This is a genomic window from Taklimakanibacter deserti, from assembly GCA_003574785.1.
In genome coordinates this window covers 52,742-72,439 of the sequence record QORU01000018.1, presented here as the reverse complement: position 1 = coordinate 72,439, position 19,698 = coordinate 52,742, and the positions used below count along the sequence as shown (strand labels likewise).

At 63.0% G+C, this 19,698-nt stretch carries 20 protein-coding genes; 18 read left to right on the top strand and 2 right to left on the bottom strand.

The window, feature by feature from the left end:
- Positions 1-115 precede the first annotated feature (115 nt).
- From DS839_RS30235 to DS839_RS30210, 6 genes are all read left to right on the top strand, one after another.
- The gene (locus DS839_RS30235) at positions 116-2,503 is read left to right on the top strand and encodes a DUF3772 domain-containing protein (protein ID WP_162918902.1); all 2,388 of its coding nucleotides are present in this window, start codon (positions 116-118) and stop codon (positions 2,501-2,503) included.
- Positions 2,500-3,387 (top strand): VOC family protein, encoded by an 888-nt coding sequence (locus tag DS839_RS30230; RefSeq protein ID WP_119274261.1) that lies wholly within the window; start codon positions 2,500-2,502, stop codon positions 3,385-3,387. Before DS839_RS30235 ends, DS839_RS30230 begins: the two co-directional genes overlap by 4 nt.
- Positions 3,377-3,814, top strand: a complete 438-nt coding sequence (locus DS839_RS30225) for a PaaI family thioesterase (RefSeq protein WP_119274260.1) — start codon at positions 3,377-3,379, stop codon at positions 3,812-3,814. Before DS839_RS30230 ends, DS839_RS30225 begins: the two co-directional genes overlap by 11 nt.
- Positions 3,811-4,641 (top strand): 3-deoxy-8-phosphooctulonate synthase, encoded by an 831-nt coding sequence (kdsA, locus tag DS839_RS30220; RefSeq protein ID WP_119274259.1) that lies wholly within the window; start codon positions 3,811-3,813, stop codon positions 4,639-4,641. Before DS839_RS30225 ends, kdsA begins: the two co-directional genes overlap by 4 nt.
- A gap of 77 nt (positions 4,642-4,718) precedes the next feature.
- Positions 4,719-5,993, top strand: a complete 1,275-nt coding sequence (gene eno, locus DS839_RS30215; protein WP_119274258.1) for a phosphopyruvate hydratase — start codon at positions 4,719-4,721, stop codon at positions 5,991-5,993.
- A complete protein-coding gene (locus tag DS839_RS30210) occupies positions 5,968-6,702 on the top strand; it encodes a hypothetical protein (protein WP_119274257.1) in 735 nt (244 codons plus the stop codon). The genes eno and DS839_RS30210 overlap by 26 nt, the downstream gene beginning before the upstream one ends.
- Positions 6,703-6,706: 4 nt before the next feature.
- On the opposite strand, the gene dapA is transcribed toward DS839_RS30210, so the two are convergent.
- Positions 6,707-7,603 carry a 4-hydroxy-tetrahydrodipicolinate synthase gene (dapA, locus tag DS839_RS30205; RefSeq protein ID WP_119274256.1) on the bottom strand — a complete coding sequence of 299 codons (897 nt, stop codon included), beginning with the start codon at positions 7,601-7,603 and terminating at the stop codon, positions 6,707-6,709.
- A 368-nt stretch (positions 7,604-7,971) separates the two neighbouring features.
- Here dapA and DS839_RS30200 point away from each other — a divergent pair, with 368 nt between their 5' ends.
- Together DS839_RS30200 and DS839_RS30195 are read left to right on the top strand one after the other, a co-directional pair.
- Entirely contained in the window at positions 7,972-9,168 is a 1,197-nt protein-coding gene (locus DS839_RS30200; RefSeq protein WP_119274255.1) for an MFS transporter, read from the top strand.
- Positions 9,169-9,228: 60 nt separating this feature from the next.
- Positions 9,229-9,651 (top strand): VOC family protein, encoded by a 423-nt coding sequence (locus tag DS839_RS30195; RefSeq protein WP_119274254.1) that lies wholly within the window; start codon positions 9,229-9,231, stop codon positions 9,649-9,651.
- On the opposite strand, the gene DS839_RS30190 is transcribed toward DS839_RS30195, so the two are convergent.
- Complete coding sequence (locus DS839_RS30190; protein ID WP_119274253.1) at positions 9,648-10,064, bottom strand: Rrf2 family transcriptional regulator; 417 nt, start codon at positions 10,062-10,064, stop codon at positions 9,648-9,650. The genes DS839_RS30195 and DS839_RS30190 overlap by 4 nt on opposite strands.
- Before the next feature lie 103 nt (positions 10,065-10,167).
- Here DS839_RS30190 and DS839_RS30185 point away from each other — a divergent pair, with 103 nt between their 5' ends.
- From DS839_RS30185 to tdh, 10 genes are all read left to right on the top strand, one after another.
- Positions 10,168-10,464 carry an FtsB family cell division protein gene (locus DS839_RS30185; protein ID WP_119274252.1) on the top strand — a complete coding sequence of 99 codons (297 nt, stop codon included), beginning with the start codon at positions 10,168-10,170 and terminating at the stop codon, positions 10,462-10,464.
- Positions 10,465-10,578: 114 nt separating this feature from the next.
- Positions 10,579-11,622 carry a pyruvate dehydrogenase (acetyl-transferring) E1 component subunit alpha gene (gene pdhA / locus DS839_RS30180; protein WP_119274251.1) on the top strand — a complete coding sequence of 348 codons (1,044 nt, stop codon included), beginning with the start codon at positions 10,579-10,581 and terminating at the stop codon, positions 11,620-11,622.
- Positions 11,623-11,624: 2 nt separating this feature from the next.
- On the top strand, positions 11,625-11,915 hold the full coding sequence (locus DS839_RS30175; protein ID WP_119274250.1) for a hypothetical protein: 291 nt from the start codon (positions 11,625-11,627) through the stop codon (positions 11,913-11,915).
- 26 nt (positions 11,916-11,941) lie between these two features.
- Positions 11,942-13,324 (top strand): pyruvate dehydrogenase complex E1 component subunit beta, encoded by a 1,383-nt coding sequence (locus tag DS839_RS30170; protein WP_119274249.1) that lies wholly within the window; start codon positions 11,942-11,944, stop codon positions 13,322-13,324.
- Positions 13,325-13,336: 12 nt separating this feature from the next.
- Positions 13,337-14,665: a pyruvate dehydrogenase complex dihydrolipoamide acetyltransferase gene (locus DS839_RS30165; protein ID WP_119274248.1), complete on the top strand. Its 1,329-nt coding sequence runs from the start codon at positions 13,337-13,339 to the stop codon at positions 14,663-14,665.
- A 7-nt stretch (positions 14,666-14,672) separates the two neighbouring features.
- Positions 14,673-15,311, top strand: a complete 639-nt coding sequence (locus DS839_RS30160) for an SGNH/GDSL hydrolase family protein (protein ID WP_119274247.1) — start codon at positions 14,673-14,675, stop codon at positions 15,309-15,311.
- A gap of 11 nt (positions 15,312-15,322) precedes the next feature.
- Positions 15,323-16,762, top strand: coding sequence for a dihydrolipoyl dehydrogenase (lpdA, locus tag DS839_RS30155; protein WP_119274246.1), 1,440 nt, complete (start codon positions 15,323-15,325; stop codon positions 16,760-16,762).
- Between the two features lie 8 nt (positions 16,763-16,770).
- Positions 16,771-17,268 carry a hypothetical protein gene (locus DS839_RS30150; protein ID WP_119274245.1) on the top strand — a complete coding sequence of 166 codons (498 nt, stop codon included), beginning with the start codon at positions 16,771-16,773 and terminating at the stop codon, positions 17,266-17,268.
- Positions 17,269-17,460: 192 nt separating this feature from the next.
- Entirely contained in the window at positions 17,461-18,651 is a 1,191-nt protein-coding gene (kbl, locus tag DS839_RS30145) for a glycine C-acetyltransferase (protein ID WP_119274244.1), read from the top strand.
- 10 nt (positions 18,652-18,661) lie between these two features.
- Positions 18,662-19,690 carry an L-threonine 3-dehydrogenase gene (tdh, locus tag DS839_RS30140; protein WP_119274243.1) on the top strand — a complete coding sequence of 343 codons (1,029 nt, stop codon included), beginning with the start codon at positions 18,662-18,664 and terminating at the stop codon, positions 19,688-19,690.
- Positions 19,691-19,698: the final 8 nt, after the last annotated feature.

The window sequence follows — 19,698 nt, the reverse complement described above, 5'->3', positions numbered from 1 at the left end:
TCCCGAATCCCGAATAATCCATAATAAAAACGTTTTCAATATGTATTTCCGTTCGGAGTTCGACAACTTCCGGAGCCGTCTGGCGCGTCGCCCTTGGCGGCTGTACAACCGCGCCATGAGTCTGATCGACCTCCGTTTCCGTCATGCTGTGGCTGTGTTGTGCGGCGTTCTTTTCTTCGCGCTGCAGGCCCTAGCTTTCGATGAAGCCATTCTGGGCCAGGCCGAGCGCACCGCGGTGTCGCTCCGGCAGGATCTCACCCGTATCGAGAATGAATTGTCGCTGCCGGCGCTCACGACCGACCAACTCATCGATTTCCGCCGCCGGCTCGACAGTATCCGCGGCAGCGCTGTCGGCGAGACAGAGGCGCTGACCGGGCCTTTCGCCGAAGTCGATCAGCAGCTCAAGAGCCTGGGGCCGGCACCGTCGGACGGCGCGAGCGAACCGCAGGATATCGCCAATCGTCGTGCGGATCTTCAGAAGAGCCTCGAGCGCATAAAGGCGGCCCAGACCCAACTCGATCTCATCACTGTCGAGACCGACCAGCAGATCGACCGCGTCACGCAACTGCAACGGAGTCAGTTTTTTCAGCGCCTGTTCGAGCGGACGGGCTCCATACTCTCGCCCGCCTTCTGGTATGACGGGCTCGTCGCCAGTGGGGTTTTCTTCACCAGGCTCAGCCAGCTATTCGCCAATTGGTGGGGTGAGGTCTCGCGCGGCGGCGAATTCATTGTCCTTATCATCATGCCGCTCCTGCTTGGCGGCCTTTTCTTTGTCTACCGCGCGATCCGGCGCTGGTTCATGCGCCGTTTCGGCGCCACCTTCTTTGTCCGCAAGGCTCCAGACGATACCGACCGTCTGTGGCGTATCGTACGCGGCGCCGGCATGGTCGGCGTCACGATCGTCGCGTTGTTCACCATCTTTTACCTGAGCTTCGAAGCTGCCGGCCTCCTCACGCCACGATTCGCGCAATTCGTCTCGGCCTTTTCCGATTTGCTTGTGTTCCCAGCCGTCTGCGGCACACTCGTCTACCGGATGGCAGCGCCGATCAATCCGGCCTACCGGGTTCTCAATCTCGACGACAAGGCAGCTGGTCGCTTTGCGTTCCTGGCAACGCTCTCGGTCGTACTCTCAGAGATCAAGGACTCCTTCAGTGAGATTTCCGGCGTACTCTACCTGCCCGCGGCCTTCCTTGCTTCGCAGGGCGCTTCGATCTCCATTGCGCTCATTGTCGTCATCGCCGCGATACTCATCGTCACGCGCAATCAGGAGGGCCTGACGAGCGCTGCCCATGGCGGAGCGGTCTATTTCGGCTGGGCTAGGCAATTCGCCCCGTTGACCTGGTTGCTGCTCGCCGTCTCCCTGATCGCCCTTTGCCTCGGCTTTACCTCGCTTGCCGGCTTCATCACCGAGCAAATCGTCGATACCGCCTTCCTGGTCGTCGGCCTTCTTCTGATTCATCATTTGTCCGACGCGCTTGTCGTCTCGGGCCTCGACAGAGCTTCGAGCTTCGGCCAGTTCCTGCGCCGTCTGACCGGGCTCGGCGACCGTGGCATCTCGCGCCTCAGCACGCTGTTCCGTACCTTCATCGACCTGGCGCTCGTCTTTGTCGGCCTGCCGCTTCTGTTCCTGAGCTGGACGGTCACCTGGATCAGCTTCTCGAGCCTGATCGATCGCGCATTCGATACGTTCAAGATCGGCGACATCAGCTTCTCGCTGTCGAGCATCGCGCTCATCATCGCCATACTGGTGATCGGCTTCCTGATCACGCGGCTGGTGACGCAATGGCTCAATGCGCGGGTCCTGTCGCAGACCCAGGTCGACAAAGGGGTGCGCGATTCGATCGTGAAGGGGGCCAATTATGCGGGCTATGTCGCGGCCACCGGCTTCGCGCTCTCGGCGGCCGGGCTCGATTTCTCCAATCTCGCCATCATCGCGGGTGCCCTCGGCGTCGGTATCGGTTTCGGCCTGCAATCGATCGTCAACAACTTCCTGTCCGGCCTCATCCTGCTTGCCGAGCGGCCGGTGCGCGCCGGCGACTGGGTCGACGTCAAGGGCTCCGAAGGCCTCATCAAGCAGATCAATGTGCGCTCGACCGAGATCGAGACCTTCGACAACTGCACGATCATCGTGCCGAATTCGCTGCTCATCACCGAGCCGGTGAAGAACTGGACGCATCACGACACGATCGGCCGTTTCGTCGTGACGATCGTTGCCGGCGTCAGCGCCGATCCCCAGAAAGTGAAGGAGATCATCCTGAAGGCGGCCAAGGATCATGCTCTCGTGCTCTATCATCCCGAACCGATCGTCATGCTACGCGACTTCGGCAAGGAAGGCTTCATCTTCGATCTGAAGGCTTTTGTCGGCGATATCATGAGCGGTGCGGCGGTCGCGAGCGACATCAGGCTCGCGGTGCTCGCCGCCTTCAAGGAGAACGATATTGCGCTGCCGACCGTTGCGCGCGACGTGCCGGTGAGCGAGCCGGAGAACAGGCCGAAGGCATGAAGGGCATCGACCATCTCGTTCTGTGCGGGCGCGACCATCCGGCGATGCGCGCGGCCTATGCCGCCCTAGGTTTCACCTTGACGCCGGAAGCACGACACCCCTTCGGCACCGGCAACAGCCTCATCCAGCTCGAAGGCTGCTTCCTCGAATTGCTGAGCGTGTTCGAGCCCGAAAAAATTTCCGAACCCGAGGAGGGGCGGTTTTCCTTTGCCGCCTTCAATCGCGACTTCCTGGAGGCGCGCGAGGGCCTGTCGATGCTGGTGCTCGATTCGCTCGACGCCCGCGCCGATGTGGCGGCCTTCCGCGCCGCGGGACTGCGGACTTACCAGCCTTTCGATTTTTCGCGGAAAGCGCGGCTGCCCGATGGGCGCGAGGCGACGGTCGGCTTCTCGCTCGCCTTTGCCACGGATCCGAAGCTGCCCAACACGGCCTTCTTCACCTGTCAGCAGCATGCGCCAGAGCACTTCTGGAAGCCCCAGTATCAACGTCATCCCAATCGCGCGCTGACCGTTCTCGAAGTCAGCCTGGTGGCGGAGAAGCCGGGAGACCATGCCGCATTCCTCGAGGGCTTTTCCGGCTTCCGCGCCGAGCCGGCCAAAGGCGGGATCACGATCAGGACGGCGCGCGGCAACATCAGCTGCGTCACGCCTGAGCGCTTCGCCGAAAGCTTTGCGCGGGCGGCGCCCCATCTCGGCGACGGCCCGCGCTTCGGCGGTTTCACTATTGGCGTGCGCCGGATGGCCCGATTGGAAGAGGCCATCGCCGATTCTGGTCTGAAATTGCATCGAGATGGTCCGCATCGCGCAATTTTATCAGTTGACGTTAACGGCAGTGGTATTGCGTTTTTTGCTTTGAACCGGCAAGACGCTGAGGATGATCGATGACAACCGTACATTGACGCAACGTGAGGAAATCGAGCAGTGGTGGCGGGGCATGGGTTCGCCGCTGAACGAGCTGCTCGAAATGCGCCTCATTGCTCTGGGTGACGGCGAGGCGACCTTCGAGGCTATCCCGTCCCGCAAATTCTACAATCCACAGCAGCGCACCCATGGCGGCTATGCGGCGACGCTCCTCGACAGCGCCATGGGCTGCGCCATCTTTTCCAGGCTCGGCAAGAACGCGAATTTCGGCACCATCGAGCTCAAGGTCAATTTCGTGCGCGGCATTTTTGCCGAGACGGGACGCTTGACCTGCACCGGGAAAGTCATTCATTTCGGCAGGCGCATCCAGACCGCCGAAGCCCGCATCGTGGACGAGGCCGGCAAGCTCTATGCGCATGGGTCCGGCACGTTCATGGTCTATACCGAATGAAACCGAATAACACCGTCGAGATCGGCACGCTCAAGATCGGCAATGCGCTGCCGCTCACCCTCATTGCCGGTCCCTGCCAGCTCGAGAGCCGCGATCATGCTTTCATGATGGCGGGCAAGCTCAAGGAGATCACCGAACGTCTCGGGATCGGTCTCGTCTACAAGACCTCCTTCGACAAGGCGAACCGCACCAGCCTCTCCGGCAAGCGCGGCCTCGGCCTTGAGCGCGCGCTGCCGATCTTCGCCGACATCCGCAAGGAGCTGAGCCTCCCCATCCTCACCGACGTTCACGAGAATCATCAGTGTGCTGAGCTTGCGCCGGTGGTCGACGTCCTGCAGATCCCGGCCTTCCTGTCGCGTCAGACCGATCTCCTGATCGCCGCGGCCAAGACCGGCCGCGTCGTCAATGTGAAGAAGGGCCAGTTCCTGGCGCCCTGGGACATGAAGAATGTCGCGGTGAAGGTCGTCGAGAGCGGCAATCCCAATGTCATCCTGACCGAGCGCGGCGCCTCCTTCGGCTACAACACGCTGGTGAGCGACATGCGGGCGCTGCCGATCATGGCCGAGACCGGCTGTCCGGTGGTGTTCGATGCGACCCATTCGGTGCAGCAGCCGGGTGGGCAGGGCACGTCCTCTGGCGGTGACCGCCGTTTCGTGCCGGTCCTGGCGCGCGCCGCGGTTGCGGTCGGCGTCGCCGGCGTCTTCATCGAGACCCATCAGGATCCCGACAATGCGCCCTCCGACGGCCCCAATATGGTGCCGCTCGACCGGATGGAGGCTTTGCTCCGCGAGCTTCAGGCTTTCGACCGTATCGCCAAAGCCCGCTAGCCCGTTAATCAGCGGACTTGCAATCGTCATCCAGCGCCAGCATAGAGGCGCCGCCTCGCAGATTCGGAGACCGACCCATGACCGCCATTCTCGACATCACCGCTCGCGAAATCCTCGACAGCCGCGGCAATCCGACTATCGAAGTGGATGTCGTCCTCGAGGACGGCTCATCGGGACGGGCGGCCGTCCCATCGGGCGCCTCGACCGGCGCCCATGAGGCGGTCGAGCTCCGGGACGGCGACAAGAAGCGCTATCTCGGCAAGGGCGTCAGCAAGGCCGTCGCCGGGGTCAATGGCGAGATCTTCGATGCGCTTGCCGGCTTCGACGCCGAGGACCAGATCGCGCTCGATCGCACCATGATCGAGCTCGACGGTACCCCCAACAAGGCGAGGCTCGGCGCCAATGCGATCCTTGGCGTATCGCTCGCCGCCGCCAAGGCGGCGGCCGACGCATCGGGCCTGCCGCTCTATCGCTATGTCGGCGGCCCCGCGGCCCGCATCCTCCCCGTTCCGATGATGAACATCATCAATGGTGGCGCCCATGCCGACAATCCGATCGATTTCCAGGAATTCATGGTGATGCCGCTCGGCGCTCCGACCTTCCGCGAAGCCTTGCGCATGGGTGCGGAGATCTTTCATACGCTCAAGGGCGCTCTCAAGAAGGCCGGTCACAACACCAATGTCGGCGATGAAGGCGGTTTCGCGCCCAATCTGCCCTCGGCCGAGGCCGGCCTCGATTTCGTCATGAAGGCGGCGGAGCAGGCGGGCTACAAGCCCGGCAAGGATGTCTATCTGGCGCTCGACTGCGCCGCGACCGAGTTCTTCAAGAACGGCAAATATGAATATGAGGGCGAGGGCAAGACCCGCTCCGTCGACGAGCAGGTGAAGTACCTCGCCAAGCTCGCCAGGGACTATCCGATCATCTCGATCGAGGACGGCATGGCCGAGGACGATTGGGAGGGCTGGAAGGCGCTCACCGATCTCATCGGCAAGAGCTGCCAGCTCGTGGGCGACGATCTCTTCGTCACCAATACCAGGCGACTCAGTGAAGGCATCAAGAAGGGTGTGGCCAATTCCATCCTGGTCAAGGTCAACCAGATCGGCTCCCTGACCGAGACGCTGGAAGCGGTCGAAATGGCGCACAAAGCGGCCTATACGGCGGTCATGTCGCATCGCTCCGGTGAAACCGAGGACTCGACGATCGCCGATCTTGCTGTCGCCACAAATTGCGGCCAGATCAAAACCGGCTCACTGGCGCGCTCCGACCGGCTGGCGAAGTACAATCAGCTTTTGCGCATAGAGGAAGAACTGGGGACACAGGCACAATATGCGGGACGCTCGATCCTCAAATAGAGGGGGCGGAGGGACGGCAAAGACCTCCAGGCTTTCCAGTCTGCATCTCGGCATCAGCGCCTTCGCCGCGCTGGCCGGCGTTGTTTTCGCAGGGATCCAGGCCTTCGGCCCGACATCGGGCACGACGCCCATCAATGTGACGGTGGCGCTCGATCCGGCCAAGGCCGGTGAGACGGCGGCCGCCAATATCGATGTGACCAAGACCGCAGGGTTGGGTGCCGTCAATGCCGGCGGCAAGGGCGATATTACCGCCGCAACCTTGCCCACACCGGCAACCCAGACGGCGGCGCTCGATCTCAGCCACAACGTCGCGACAGCGGCGCTGAAGGACGGCAGCGAGCAGCGCTACCGGTTCCAGGACCTTTTCGACAGCCGGTCCGAAACCTCGTTGCTGATCACGGCCCCCGACCAGGAGATCAATGTGCTCCTCGACCTCGGCGGGGAGCGCCAGGTCACGGCCCTCGAATATTCCCCCGCCCTCGATGCGCGAGGGGCTGCCCGCGCGACCATCCTCGACGTGATGGTGCTGCCCGAGGGCGCGCTCGAAGCCTCGGGCCGGCCGGTGTTCAGCTTCCCGCTGCAGACCCAGGCCGGCCGCCAGACCTTCTCGCTGCCGGGCCAGACCCGCGGCAAATACCTTTGGCTCAGGATCGGCGGACCCGACGAGGTGGAAAAGATCGCCGTCGGCGAGTTCAAGATCCTGCAATAGCGGCTTACGCCGCCGCGCGCAGTTTCACCCGTTCGATCTGCTGGTCGATGCGGGCCGCGAGGCCCTCCGTGACCGGCACCATCGGCAGGCGCAGTTCGGGGCTGTCGATCAGGCCCGTGCGCCATAGCCAATGCTTGATGGGCGCCGGATTGGGCTCCTGGAACAACAGCCGCGGCACATCGGCGAGCGCCCGCCATGCCGCGAGCGCGCCCAGTTGATCACCGTGGTTCAGGCTGTTGCGGATATTGGCGAAGGCAAGAGTCTCGACGTGTGCGGAAGCGGTTATGCCGCCATTCGCGCCTTGTGTGAGAGCGGTGTAGAAGAGTGCGTCTTCTCCCGTCAGCACGGAGAAGCCCTCCGGTCTGTCGCGGAGGAGGTCAAAGGACTGGGCCGCATCGGCCGAGCAGTCCTTCACGCCGACGATGTTCTCGATCTCGGCCAAGCGCAGCATCGTCTCGTTGCCGAGATTGACGCCGGTGCGATAGGGGATGTTGTAGATCAGGATGGGCCGGGCGGTGTTCTCGGCGAGGGTGGAGAAATGCTGGAAGAGCCCCGCTTGCGAGGGCCGCGTGTAGTAAGGGCAGGCGATCAGATAGCCGTCGACCGGCAACATTTGCGTACGGTGCAGCGCCTTGACGACCTTGACCGTGGCGCCGCCCGAAAGGCCGAGATAGAGCGGCATCTGGCGCTTGGCGGTGGCGAGCGCTGCCTTTGTCGCCAGGACCAGCCGGTCGATCTCCTCGTTGTCGAGGCTCAAGCCCTCGCCGGTGGTGGCTGCGAGGATCAGCCCGTCAACGGGCAAGGCGGCATAGTGAGTGACCATGCGCTGCAGCGACGCCTCATCGAGCTCGCCGTCACGGAACGGTGTGATCAGCGGTATCCACAGTCCTTCTGGTGTCATTTTCCATCTCCTGAGAGCCGGGAGACGGGCAATAAAAAACCCCGTCCGAACCGGCGGGGTTGATTGCGATCTTAGGCAGCTCTAGCTAGCGCGCATGTCGATCGTCGTCCCCCGTCATGGGAGATTTTTTCGATTTCACGAGCGTGACGCGGTAAGCGGCCATCAAATGAATGTGGACGATGGAAACTCTGCGGTCAAGTGCGCCGTCATAGTGAACCTCGGCAACGCCTTCCGCGTCGTGCAAAAATAAAACTATCGCTTCTATCGGCGCATGCCTGACCGGCGCCGGAGCAGGCTGGTCAGATCATCCTTGATCTGCCATCCCTGTCGCATCTGACCTCCCGTATAGACATTCTCCGGAAGACCGAATGCATGCCCTCCTGGCCGACAGGAAGATCGTCGGCGCGCTGCTGGTTCTTGCCGTCACCCAGGTCATCGGCTGGGGAACCGTCGGCCTTCCGGCGATCGTCGGTCGCGAGATGGCGCGCGACCTCGGCATGACGGTGGCCGGTGCCTTTGCCGGCACCTCCGTTCTCTATGTGGCGATGGGCCTGGTCGCGCCGGTCCTGGCGAGGCTCTTGCCCCGGCATGGGGCGCGACCCGTCATGGCGGCGGGCGCCTTCCTCTCGGCGCCGGGCTTCGTCCTCCTCTCTTTCGCGCAAGGCCCCGTCGTCTACTACATCGCCTGGGCCATGCTTGGCCTTGCGGGGGGCGCTGCGTTGACGACCTCGGCCTATGCCTTGCTGAGCGAGGTCGCCGGCCCCAATGCCAAGAGCGCCATCGGCGCCATGATGCTGGCGACGGGCTTATCGAGCAGCGTGTTCTGGCCGGTGAGGGCTTTTCTGGCGGGCGCTATCGGCTGGCGCGACACGGCGCTCGTCTATGCGTTGCTGATGGTGGCGGTCTGCGCGCCGCTCTATGTCTTCGGCTTGCCGCGCCGCGAGGCCCAAGGGGATGGTCTGGCGGCAGCCTCGTCCGCGCCGTCCGCACCGGTGCCGGAGCAGCCGGGAATATTCGCCATGGTGATCGTCGTTGCTGCGCTCTATGCCTTTATCACCTTCGGACTCTCCTCGGTCTTTGTCGAGCTTTTGAAGGCGCGCGGCCTCTCGGGCGGTGAGGCGATCGTCTTCGGCTCCTCCTTGGGCGTGATCCAGGTCGGCGCGCGGGCGATCGACTTCATTGGCGGGGACAGATGGGACGGCATCACCACCGGCCTCTTTGCCGGATCACTGCTGCCGATGTCGATGCTGGTGCTGCTCGCCGGCGGCGGCGTCCACTGGTCGATCGTGAGCTTCATCCTGATCTACGGCCTCGGCAGCGGCGCCATGGCGGTAGCCCGTGCGACCATACCCTTGGTCTTTTACGACAAGGCAGCCTTCGCCCGGACGACGGCGCGGATCGCCTTGCCGATCAACCTGATATCGGCCCTGGCGCCGCCGATTTTTGCAGGGCTTCTCGTGCATTTCGGCAGCACGGTGATGATCGTCGTAGTGCTCGTCTGCTCCTGCCTGGCGCTGGCCCTGCTGTTTCTGCTGAAGCAGCGCCGTCCGGTGCCCAGGGGCTGACCATGGTCTTGGCGGTGGAGTCGGCGCACATTCCAACTCCGGAAACCTTGAGAGGCGTACATGCTGACCTATGTCTATTTCGGCACGAACGATCTGGCGCGCGCCATCACCTTCTACAACGCCGTCCTGGCGCCGCTCGGATTGAAACGCTGTGTCACCGGTGATCCGGAGTGGGACAAGACGTCGGCGGGCTGGGGCACCTATGAAGACGGCGGCCTGCGCGAGCTCGCCTTCTGGATCGGCACGCCGTTCGACAAGCAGCCGGCGAGCGTGGGCAATGGCAGCATGGTCGCCTTCCGGGCACAGCGCTGGAAGGAAGTCGATGATTTCCATGCCGCCGCACTCGCCCATGGCGGGACCTGCGATGGCCCTCCGGGCCTGCGGCTGCATTACAATCCGGATTTCTATGCCGCCTATGTGCGCGACCCCGACGGCAACAAGCTCGCCGCCGTCTGTCGGGGATTCACGAAAGATCCAGGCTAGCTGATCTGACTCGCTATGTCGTCGAGCGTGGTGGTGGCGAGTGCCTTTTCCAAGGCCTGCTCGGCCGACCGCAAAGGCTCGGCGACGACCTTGAACAGGGCAGCGCCGATCGGGCACTTCCCCTTGGGATCGGTCTTGTGCATGCGGAAGATGCTCTCGTCTTCCACCGCCCTGTAGATATCGGCAAGGGTGATGCGCCCGGCCTGGCGGCCGAGCTTGAAGCCGCCGGCGCGCCCGGTCACCGAGGCGACGAGAGAGGCCCTTTCGAGATCGCGCATCAGGCGGCGAATCACGACCGGGTTGGTGTTGACGCTGGCCGCGACGATGGTCGAGCAGACGGGACTGCCGTCATCCCTGCGGGCGATGACGCTCAGCGCGTGAACCGCGACCATGAATCGGCTGCTCGACAGCATTTTGCAACTCCGCCCATTACATATTCACCGCGAGCGCCTTTGACAAGCAACGTAATGTTAACCCTCAAGGATCAGTTTCAAATTTGCTCAACGGGGAAGAGCAATGGTGAAGCGCAAATTCGACCTGATCGTCATGACCGTATGCCTGAGCCTGCTCGGCTATTTCGGCTGGCATGGCTATTATGGCCCGCGCAGCTTCGATCACCGCGACGCGCTGCAGGCCAAGGCCATAGGCCTCGACGCCAAGCTGGCGACGGTCCGCGACGAGCGCCTGGCGCTGGAGCGCAAGGTCTCCTTGATGCGCCCGCAATCGATCGATCCCGACATGCTGGACGAGCTTGCCCGTTCGACGCTCGATTACGGCAAGCCCACCGATCTCATCGTCAAGCTGCCCAACTAATCTCCTGAGAAATCGGACTGATAAACCGAATTCCAGTTAATTCTGAATTTCCCTGTTGAGCCAAGGATTTAGTGCTATAGTCTTAGCCTCCAAGGCAGGAAATTGGGGTCGGCTATGGCGGTCAAATCGGCTTATATGGCGAAGAAACTTCAGAAAACTCAGCCCAAGGGCGCAGAATCCGAACCACAGGGCTTCGACAAGGACGCCGAGCTCCACGCCTATCACGACATGCTGCTGATCCGCCGCTTCGAGGAGAAGGCCGGCCAGCTTTATGGCATGGGCTTCATCGGCGGCTTCTGCCACCTCTATATCGGGCAGGAAGCGGTGGTCGTCGGCATGCAGATGGCGCTGAAGCCCGGCGATCAGGTGATCACCTCCTATCGCGACCACGGCCATATGCTGGCGACCGGGATGGATCCCAAGGGCGTCATGGCCGAGCTCACCGGCAGGCGGGGCGGCTATTCCAAGGGCAAAGGCGGGTCGATGCACATGTTCAGCCGCGAGAAGCAGTTCTTCGGCGGCCATGGCATCGTCGGCGCCCAGGTGCCGCTGGGCGCCGGGCTCGCCTTCGCCAATAAATATCGCGGCAACGACCATGTCTGCTTGACCTATTTCGGCGAGGGCGCGGCCAATCAGGGCCAGGTCTACGAGACCTTCAACATGGCGGCGCTGTGGAAGCTGCCGATCATCTTCATCATCGAGAACAACCGCTATGCCATGGGCACGGCGGTCACCCGCTCCGCCGCCAAGTCCGAGGAACTGTTCAACCGCGGTTCCGTCTATGGCATCCCGGGCGAGCAGGTCGACGGCATGGATGTCAGGGCCGTCAAGGCCGCGGGCGACAAGGCGGTGTCGCACTGCCGCAGCGGTGACGGCCCCTATATCCTCGAGATGATGACCTACCGCTATCGCGGCCATTCCATGTCGGACCCGGCCAAATACCGGGCCAAAGAAGAAGTGCAGAAGATGCGCGAGGAGTCGGACCCGATCGAGCAGGTGAAGAAGCGCCTGATCGAAAGCGGGACGGCGAGCGAGGAAGAGCTCAAGAAGATGGATGCCGAGATCCGCGCCGTCGTGACCGAGGCCGCCGAATTCGCCCAGTCCGATCCTGAGCCCGATCCTGCCGAACTGTGGACGGACATCTATGTGAATGCGTGAAGATGGGCACCCTCATCCACGTGGTGATGTTCGGGGCCGTGCTCATCGCCTTCATCGCTTGGGCTGTTGCCGCTCTGTCGGCGTTCAATGTGGTGAACCTCGCCCCCAGGGGCGAGAAGCTCTCGGCCTATTTCCAGCTCGGCCTGTGGCGCTTCGCGGCCCTCGAGGCCAGGCTCGGGGCGGCGGTCAAGCCGCATCTCGTCCGCTACAGGCGGGCCTTCTACGTTTTCTTCGCCGTCATTGTCGCCATCCTGGCGCTGTCCTTCACCATTCCCTTCCTCAAAACCGCCTGATGTGAGCTGCTTCGGAGACGCCACCCATGCCGAATATCCTGATGCCCGCGCTTTCTCCCACCATGGAGGAAGGAAAGCTCGCCAAATGGCTCAAGAAAGTAGGTGACAGCGTCAAGTCCGGCGATGTCATCGCGGAGATCGAGACCGACAAGGCGACGATGGAGGTCGAGGCGGTCGACGAGGGCAAGCTCACCCAGATCCTGGTGCCCGAGGGCACCGAGAATGTGAAGGTCAACACGCCGATCGCGGTGGTCCTGGGCGAAGGCGAGGCCGAGCCTGCTGCCGCGCCGCCACCGAAGGCCGAGGCGAAGGCGGAAGCAAAGCCCGAAGCCGCTCCGCCCAAGGCGGAAGCCAAGACGGAAGCGCCGCCGGCGCCGGCCGTCGCGTCCGCGGCCCTCAAGGATCCGGAAGTGCCGGAAGGCACCGAGATGGTGGCGATGACGGTGCGCGAGGCGTTGCGCCAGGCCATGACGGAAGAGATGCGCCGCGACAAGTCGGTCTTCCTCATGGGCGAGGAGGTCGGCCAGTATCAGGGCGCCTACAAGATCAGCCAGGGCATGCTGGACGAATTCGGGCCCGAGCGCGTCATCGACACGCCGATCACCGAGCATGGCTTCACCGGCGTCGCCGTCGGCGCGGGCTTCGCCGGCCTGAAGCCGATCGTCGAGTTCATGACCTTCAACTTTGCCATGCAGGCGATGGACCAGATCATCAATTCGGCGGCCAAGACCCTCTATATGGCGGGCGGCCAGATGGGCTGCTCGATCGTCTTCCGCGGGCCAAATGGTGCCGCGGCCCGCGTCGCCGCCCAGCACAGCCAGGACTATGCCGCCTGGTATTCGTCCGTGCCGGGCCTCAAGGTGGTGATGCCCTATACGGCGTCGGACGCCCTCGGCCTCCTCAAATCGGCCATTCGCGACCCCAATCCGGTGATCTTCCTCGAAAACGAGATCCTCTACGGCAAGAGCTTCGAGGTGCCGAAGGTCGAGGACTGGACCGTGCCGATCGGCAAGGCGAAGGTCGCGCGCCCCGGCAAGCATGTGACCATCGTCTCCTTCGGCATCGGCATGACCTATGCCCTGGGCGCTGCCGACAAGCTTGCCGGTGAGGGCATCGAGGCCGAGGTCATCGATCTCCGGACCATTCGCCCGATGGACATCGAGACCGTCCTCGAGAGCGTGAAGAAGACCAATCGCTGCGTGACCGTCGAGGAGGCCTGGCCGCAATGCTCGGTCTCATCCGAGATCGCGGCGCAAGTGATGACCCATGCCTTCGACTATCTCGATGCGCCGGTGGCGCGGGTCAACGGCAAGGACGTGCCGATGCCCTATGCCCACAATCTCGAGAAGCTGGCGCTGCCGAGCGTCGATGACGTCGTCCAGGCGGCCAAGTCCGTCCTCTATGTTTAAGGGAGCGCGCTGATGCCCACCAATATCCTGATGCCCGCGCTGTCGCCCACCATGGAGAAGGGCAAGCTCGCCAAATGGCTCAAGAAGGAAGGCGATAGTGTCAAGTCGGGCGACATCCTCGCCGAGATCGAGACCGACAAGGCGACGATGGAAGTCGAAGCCGTCGATGAAGGCACCGTCGGCAAGATCCTTGTCGCCGAAGGCACCGATGAGGTCGCGGTGAACACGCCGATCGCCGTGCTCCTGGGCGAAGGCGAGAGTGCATCCGACATCAAGGCCCCGGCCGCCGCTGCGCCAAAGCCCGCGGCGGCACCCGCGCCCAAGGCCGAGCCGGCAAAGGCAGAAGCCCCGGCGCCGGCCAAGGCTGAAGCACCGAAGCCGCAAGCGGCCCCGGCCACGGCGCCAGCCGGCAAGGCGAACGGCCATGGCGGCGGGCGCGTCTTCGCCTCGCCTCTGGCGCGCCGCATCGCCAAGGAAAAAGGCATCGATCTCGGCGCCCTGCAGGGCTCAGGCCCGCATGGCCGCATCGTGCTGAAAGATGTCGAGACGGCGAAGCCCGGCGCGAAGGCGCCGGCTGCCGCTCCGGGCGTCGCGGCACCCATGGCGGACGATGCGATTGCCAAGCTCTATGAGCCCGGCTCCTATGAGGTCGTGCCGCATGACGGCATGCGCAAGATCATCGCCCAGCGGCTGCTCCAGGCCAAGCAGACGATCCCGCATTTCTATCTCTCGATCAGCTGCGATCTGGAAAACTTGCTCGCCGTGCGCGAGAGGCTCAATGCCCATGCGCCGCGCGACAAGGAGAAGAACCCCGTCTGGAAGCTCTCGGTCAACGACTTCATCATCAAGGCGCTGGCGCTCTCGCTGCAGCGCGTGCCCGACGCCAATGCGACCTGGACCGATGGCGGCATGCTGAAGCACAAGCATTCCGATGTCGGCGTCGCCGTGGCGGTCGAAGGCGGTCTGTTCACGCCCGTCATCCGCAAGGCCGAGACCAAGACGCTGTCTGCGATCTCGCTCGAGATGAAGGATCTCGCGACCCGCGCCAGGAAACGCCGGCTGGCGCCGCAGGAATATCAGGGCGGCACGACGGCGGTCTCCAATCTCGGTATGTATGGCATCGAGAATTTCGCCGCCGTCATCAACCCGCCGCACGCGACCATCCTCGCGGTAGGGGCGGGCGAGAAGAAAGCCGTCGTGGTCGACGACAAGATCGAGATCAGGACGCAGATGGCCTGCACGCTTTCGGTCGATCACCGCGCCGTCGACGGCGCCTTGGGCGCCCAGCTCCTGCAGGCCTTCAAGGCGTTTATCGAAGAGCCGGCGCTGATGATGGCGTGAGCACTGGATGAAGCACATCCTGGCATTCGGCGACTCGCTGACCTGGGGCTTTCAGGCGGGTAAATGGACGCGCCACGCGCTTGAGGATCGCTGGCCGAATGTTCTGGCTGCAGGATTGGACGGCAGGGTTCGCGTCATCGAGGAGGGCCAGAATGGCCGCATGACGGTCCATGACGATCCTTATGTGCTCGAGAACCGCAGCGGCGCCGTGGCGCTGCCGATCGCGCTCTCGACCCATCAGCCGCTCGATCTCGTGATCATCATGCTGGGCTCGAACGATCTCAAATGGGAAGGCCGCCAACGCGCCATCGACGCGCGTCTGGGCATGGCGCGGCTTGTCGAGATCGTGAGGACCTATGTCTACAAGCCGGGCTGCGCGATCCCTGAGCTCTTGCTCATGTCACCGCCCCATCTCGCCAAGACCGAGGATGAGGACTTCGCCTTCTATTTCGAGCATGCGATCGCCGAGTCGAAGAACCTCGCCTATCAATATGCGAAGCTCGCCGGCGAAACGCAGTGTCATTTTTTCGATGCCGCGAGCATCGCCAAGGCCGATCCTGTGGACGGCGTTCATCTCGATGCCGCCAATACGCGCGCCATCGGCAAGGCCCTGATCCCGGTGGTGAGGGGCATTCTGAGTTTGTGAAGGAGTAGTCCATGGCGGATACGGAATTCGACGTCATCATCATCGGCTCTGGCCCCGGCGGCTATGTGACGGCCATCCGCGCGGCCCAGCTCGGCTTGAAGACGGCGATCGTCGAGCGCGAGCATCTGGGCGGAATCTGTCTCAACTGGGGCTGCATCCCGACCAAGGCGCTGCTGCGTACCGCCGAGATCTATCACTACATGCAGCATGCCAAGGACTATGGCCTCTCGGCCGAGAAAGTAGGTTTCGACGCCAAGGCGGTGGTGCAGCGTTCGCGCGCCGTCTCCGGGCGCCTCAATATGGGCGTCGGCGGGCTTCTCAAGAAGAACAAGGTCCAGGTCATCTGGGGCGAGGCAAAGCTCGGCAAGGCGGGCGAGGTGATCGTCTCAGCACCTGCGAAGGCGCCGATGCAACCGCAGCATGCCCCGCCGCGCGGCACGGCAGGGCCCGGCACCTACAAGGCCAAGCACATCATCATCGCGACCGGCGCCCGCCCGCGCGTGCTGCCCGGGCTCGAGCCCGACGGCAAGCTGGTGTGGACCTATTTCGAGGCCATGGTGCCGCCGGAAATGCCGAAATCCTTGCTGGTCGTGGGCTCGGGCGCCATCGGCATCGAATTCGCCTCCTTCTATCATTCGATGGGCGTCGATGTGACGGTGGTCGAGATCGTCGACCAGATCATGCCGGTGGAAGATGCCGAGATCGCCAAGATCGCCCAGAAGCAGCTCGAGAAGCGGGGCCTCAAGATCAAGACGGGCGCCAAGGTCACCGCCCTGAAGAAGGCGGGCAATTCGGTGACGGCGACGATCGAGCAGGGCGGGACCAAGAGCGATCTCACCGTCGATCGGGTAATCTCCGCCGTCGGTGTGGTCGGCAATGTCGAGAATCTCGGCCTCGAGGCATTGGGTGTGAAGACCGACAAGGGCATCATCGTCGTCGATGGCTTTGGGCGCACCAACGTGCCCGGCCTCTATGCCATCGGCGATGTGGCCGGCCCGCCGATGCTGGCGCACAAGGCCGAGCATGAAGGCGTCATCTGCGTCGAGAAGATCAAGGGCCTCGACGCCCATCCGATGGACAAGAACAGGATACCGGGCTGCACCTATTGCCAGCCGCAGGTCGCTTCCGTGGGCCTCACCGAGGCGAAGGCCAAGGCTCAGGGCCGCGAGATCAAGGTGGGCCGCTTCCCCTTCCTCGCCAATGGCAAGGCCATTGCGCTGGGCGAGGACCAGGGCCTGGTCAAGACGATCTTCGATGCCAAGACCGGCGAGCTTCTGGGCGCGCATATGGTCGGCGCCGAGGTGACGGAACTTATCCAGGGCTTCGTCATCGCCATGGGGCTGGAGACCACCGAGGAAGAGCTCATCCACACGGTCTTCCCGCATCCGACACTCTCCGAGATGATGCATGAGAGCGTGCTCGACGCATATGGACGCGTCGTCCATATGTAGAGAAGGCGATGGCGCAGCCCGATATTCGTGAGGGAGTCGTGGCCGCCAATGAACTCACTTTCCATATCGACCGCGGAAAGTGGCTGCTGAGATTGTTTGGCTGCGCCGCCTTTGTTGTCGTCGGGTACCTGATACGCGAAGAATCCCTGTACGGATGGTTAGGCATGGCCTTCTTCGGTGTGGTGATCCCGGTATATCTCAGGGCGTTACTCGTGCCGCACTCCATGGCTTTGCACCTGGACTCGGAAGGCTTCGAGATTGGTTCATTGGTAAGAACGAAGCGTATCAGATGGGCCGACGTACAATGCTTCGAGCTTGACCGATCTGGCGTTCTCCCGTTCGGCGGCACCCAGGTGATCAGGGTCGTCAACGCGCAACACATCCATGCAATTGAGAACACGATCGACAACAGTTACGACGCGCCGTTGATTGACATAATGCATATCCTCAACGAATGGCGGAAGCGGTGCGGTTCAAGTAACCCAGGGCGCGCATCATCGAGTTAGTCCGGCGGTTGGCAGGCGCCACCTATGGCATCCTGACTTTCGCCGGATACCGGAGATGGGTGTCGTGGCGTTGCGCCGGCAGGCATAGCTGCACTGTCGAATTTGCAAAAGTGGCGGGGCATTTGCGTTGAATAACGGTGCTAGCTTGAGCGTTTCCCGTTATGGGACATAGTTTGCCTGAGGAGTTTTTGTATGTCTGTCCTTGCCGATATCGCGACCGAGCTGGAAGCCATCCGCGCGCAATCCCTGTGGAAGACGGAGCGCCCGATCGTGTCGCCGCAGGACGGGCACATCAAGGTCGTCAAGGACGGTGCACGGCATGAGGTCCTGAACTTCTGCGCCAATAACTATCTGGGCCTCGCCGACCATCCGGCCCTGATCGAGGCGGCGAAGACGGCGATGGAGACCCATGGCCTCGGCATGGCCTCGGTGCGCTTCATTTGCGGCACGACCGACCTCCACCGCGAGCTCGAAGCCAAGATCGCCGACTATGTGAAGCAGGAAGATTGTATCCTTTATGCCGCCTGCTTCGATGCCAATGGCGGGGTGTTCGAGCCGCTGTTCGGGCCCGAGGACGCGATCATCTCCGACAGCCTCAATCATGCCTCCATCATCGACGGCATAAGGCTCTCCAAGGCCAAGCGCTACCGCTACCGTAACGGCGACATGAACGATCTCGAAGCGCAGCTGAAGGCCGCCAAGGCGGAGAATGCGCGCCGCATGATCATCGTCACCGACGGCGTCTTCTCGATGGACGGCTATCTCGCCAAGCTCGGCCAGATCCGCAAGCTCGCCGATGCTCATGGCGCCATGATCATGGTGGATGACTGCCATGCCACGGGCTTCATCGGGCCGCAGGGACGGGGCACGCCGGCGCGCGCCGGGATCAGCGTCGACATCATCACCGGCACGCTCGGCAAGGCCTTGGGCGGATCGGCCGGCGGCTTCGTCGCGGCCGCCAAACCCATCGTCGATCTCCTGCGCCAGCGCTCGAGACCCTATCTCTTCTCCAATGCGCTGCCCCCGCCGATCGTCGGCGCCGCCATCCAGGCGATCGGCATGGCCTGCAAGGGCGATGAACTCCGCAACGGGCTTTTCGACAATGCCCGGCGCTTCCGCATCGCCATGAGCAAGTCCGGCTTCAACCTGTTGCCCGGCGAGCATCCGATCATTCCGGTCATGCTGGGTGAGGCCAAGCTCGCCCAGGACATGGCGGCGAAGCTCTATGAGCGGGGCATCTACGTGACCGGCTTCTTCTACCCCGTGGTGCCGCAAGGCTCGGCCCGCATCCGCACCCAGATGTCGGCCGCCCATACGCCGCAGGATATTGACAAGGCCGCCGCGGCCTTTACGGAAGTGGGCAAGGAGCTCGGCATCATCTAGGACGAACCTCATGCGCGCATTGGTCAAGGCGGAGCGAGCGGAAGGCCTGGTCATGCGGGACGAGCCCATCCCCGAGATCGGCCCCGACGACATCCTGATCAAGGTCAGGAAGACCGGCATCTGCGGCACCGATCTCCATATCTGGAAGTGGGACGAATGGGCCCAGAAGACGATCCCTGTGCCCATGGTGGTCGGGCATGAATTTTCGGGCGTCGTCGAGGCGATCGGCAGTCACGTCCGCACCGTGAAGGTGGGCGACCGGGTGTCGGGCGAGGGCCATCTCATCGGCATGAAGAGCCGCATGGCGCGGGCCGGCCATTTCCATCTCGACCCCGAGACCAAGGGCGTCGGCGTCAATGTGCCAGGTGCCTTTGCCGAATATCTGAAGCTCCCGGCCTTCAACGCCATCCACTTGCCGCCCGAGGTCGATGACGAGATCGCCTCGATCCTCGATCCCTTGGGCAATGCCGTGCACACGGCGCTCTCCTTCGACCTCGTGGGCGAGGACGTGCTGATCACCGGGGCGGGGCCCATCGGCATCATGGCGGCGGCGGTCTGCCGCCATGTCGGCGCTCGCCATATCGTGGTGACCGACATCAACGACTACCGCCTCGATCTCTGCCGCGAGGTCGCCGATGTGGTGACCGTCAATGTCTCGCGCGAGGACCTGCGCTCGGTCATGCACAAGCTCGGCATGCAGGAGGGCTTCGATATCGGGCTTGAAATGTCGGGGGCGCCCAAGGCCTTCGACCAGATGGTCGAGCATATGATCATGGGCGGCAGGATCGCCATGCTCGGCATCCCCTCGGGAAAAACGCCGGTCGACTGGAATTCGGTGATCTTCAAATCCCTCACCATCAAGGGCATCTATGGCCGCGAGATGTTCGAGACCTGGTACAAGATGATCGCCATGCTGCAATCGGGCCTTGACATCCGCAAGGTCATCACGCATCGCATGAAAGCCGCCGATTACGCGCAGGGGTTTGCCCTCATGAAACAGGGTTCCTGCGGCAAGGTGGTGCTGGACTGGAGCGCCTGAACATGACA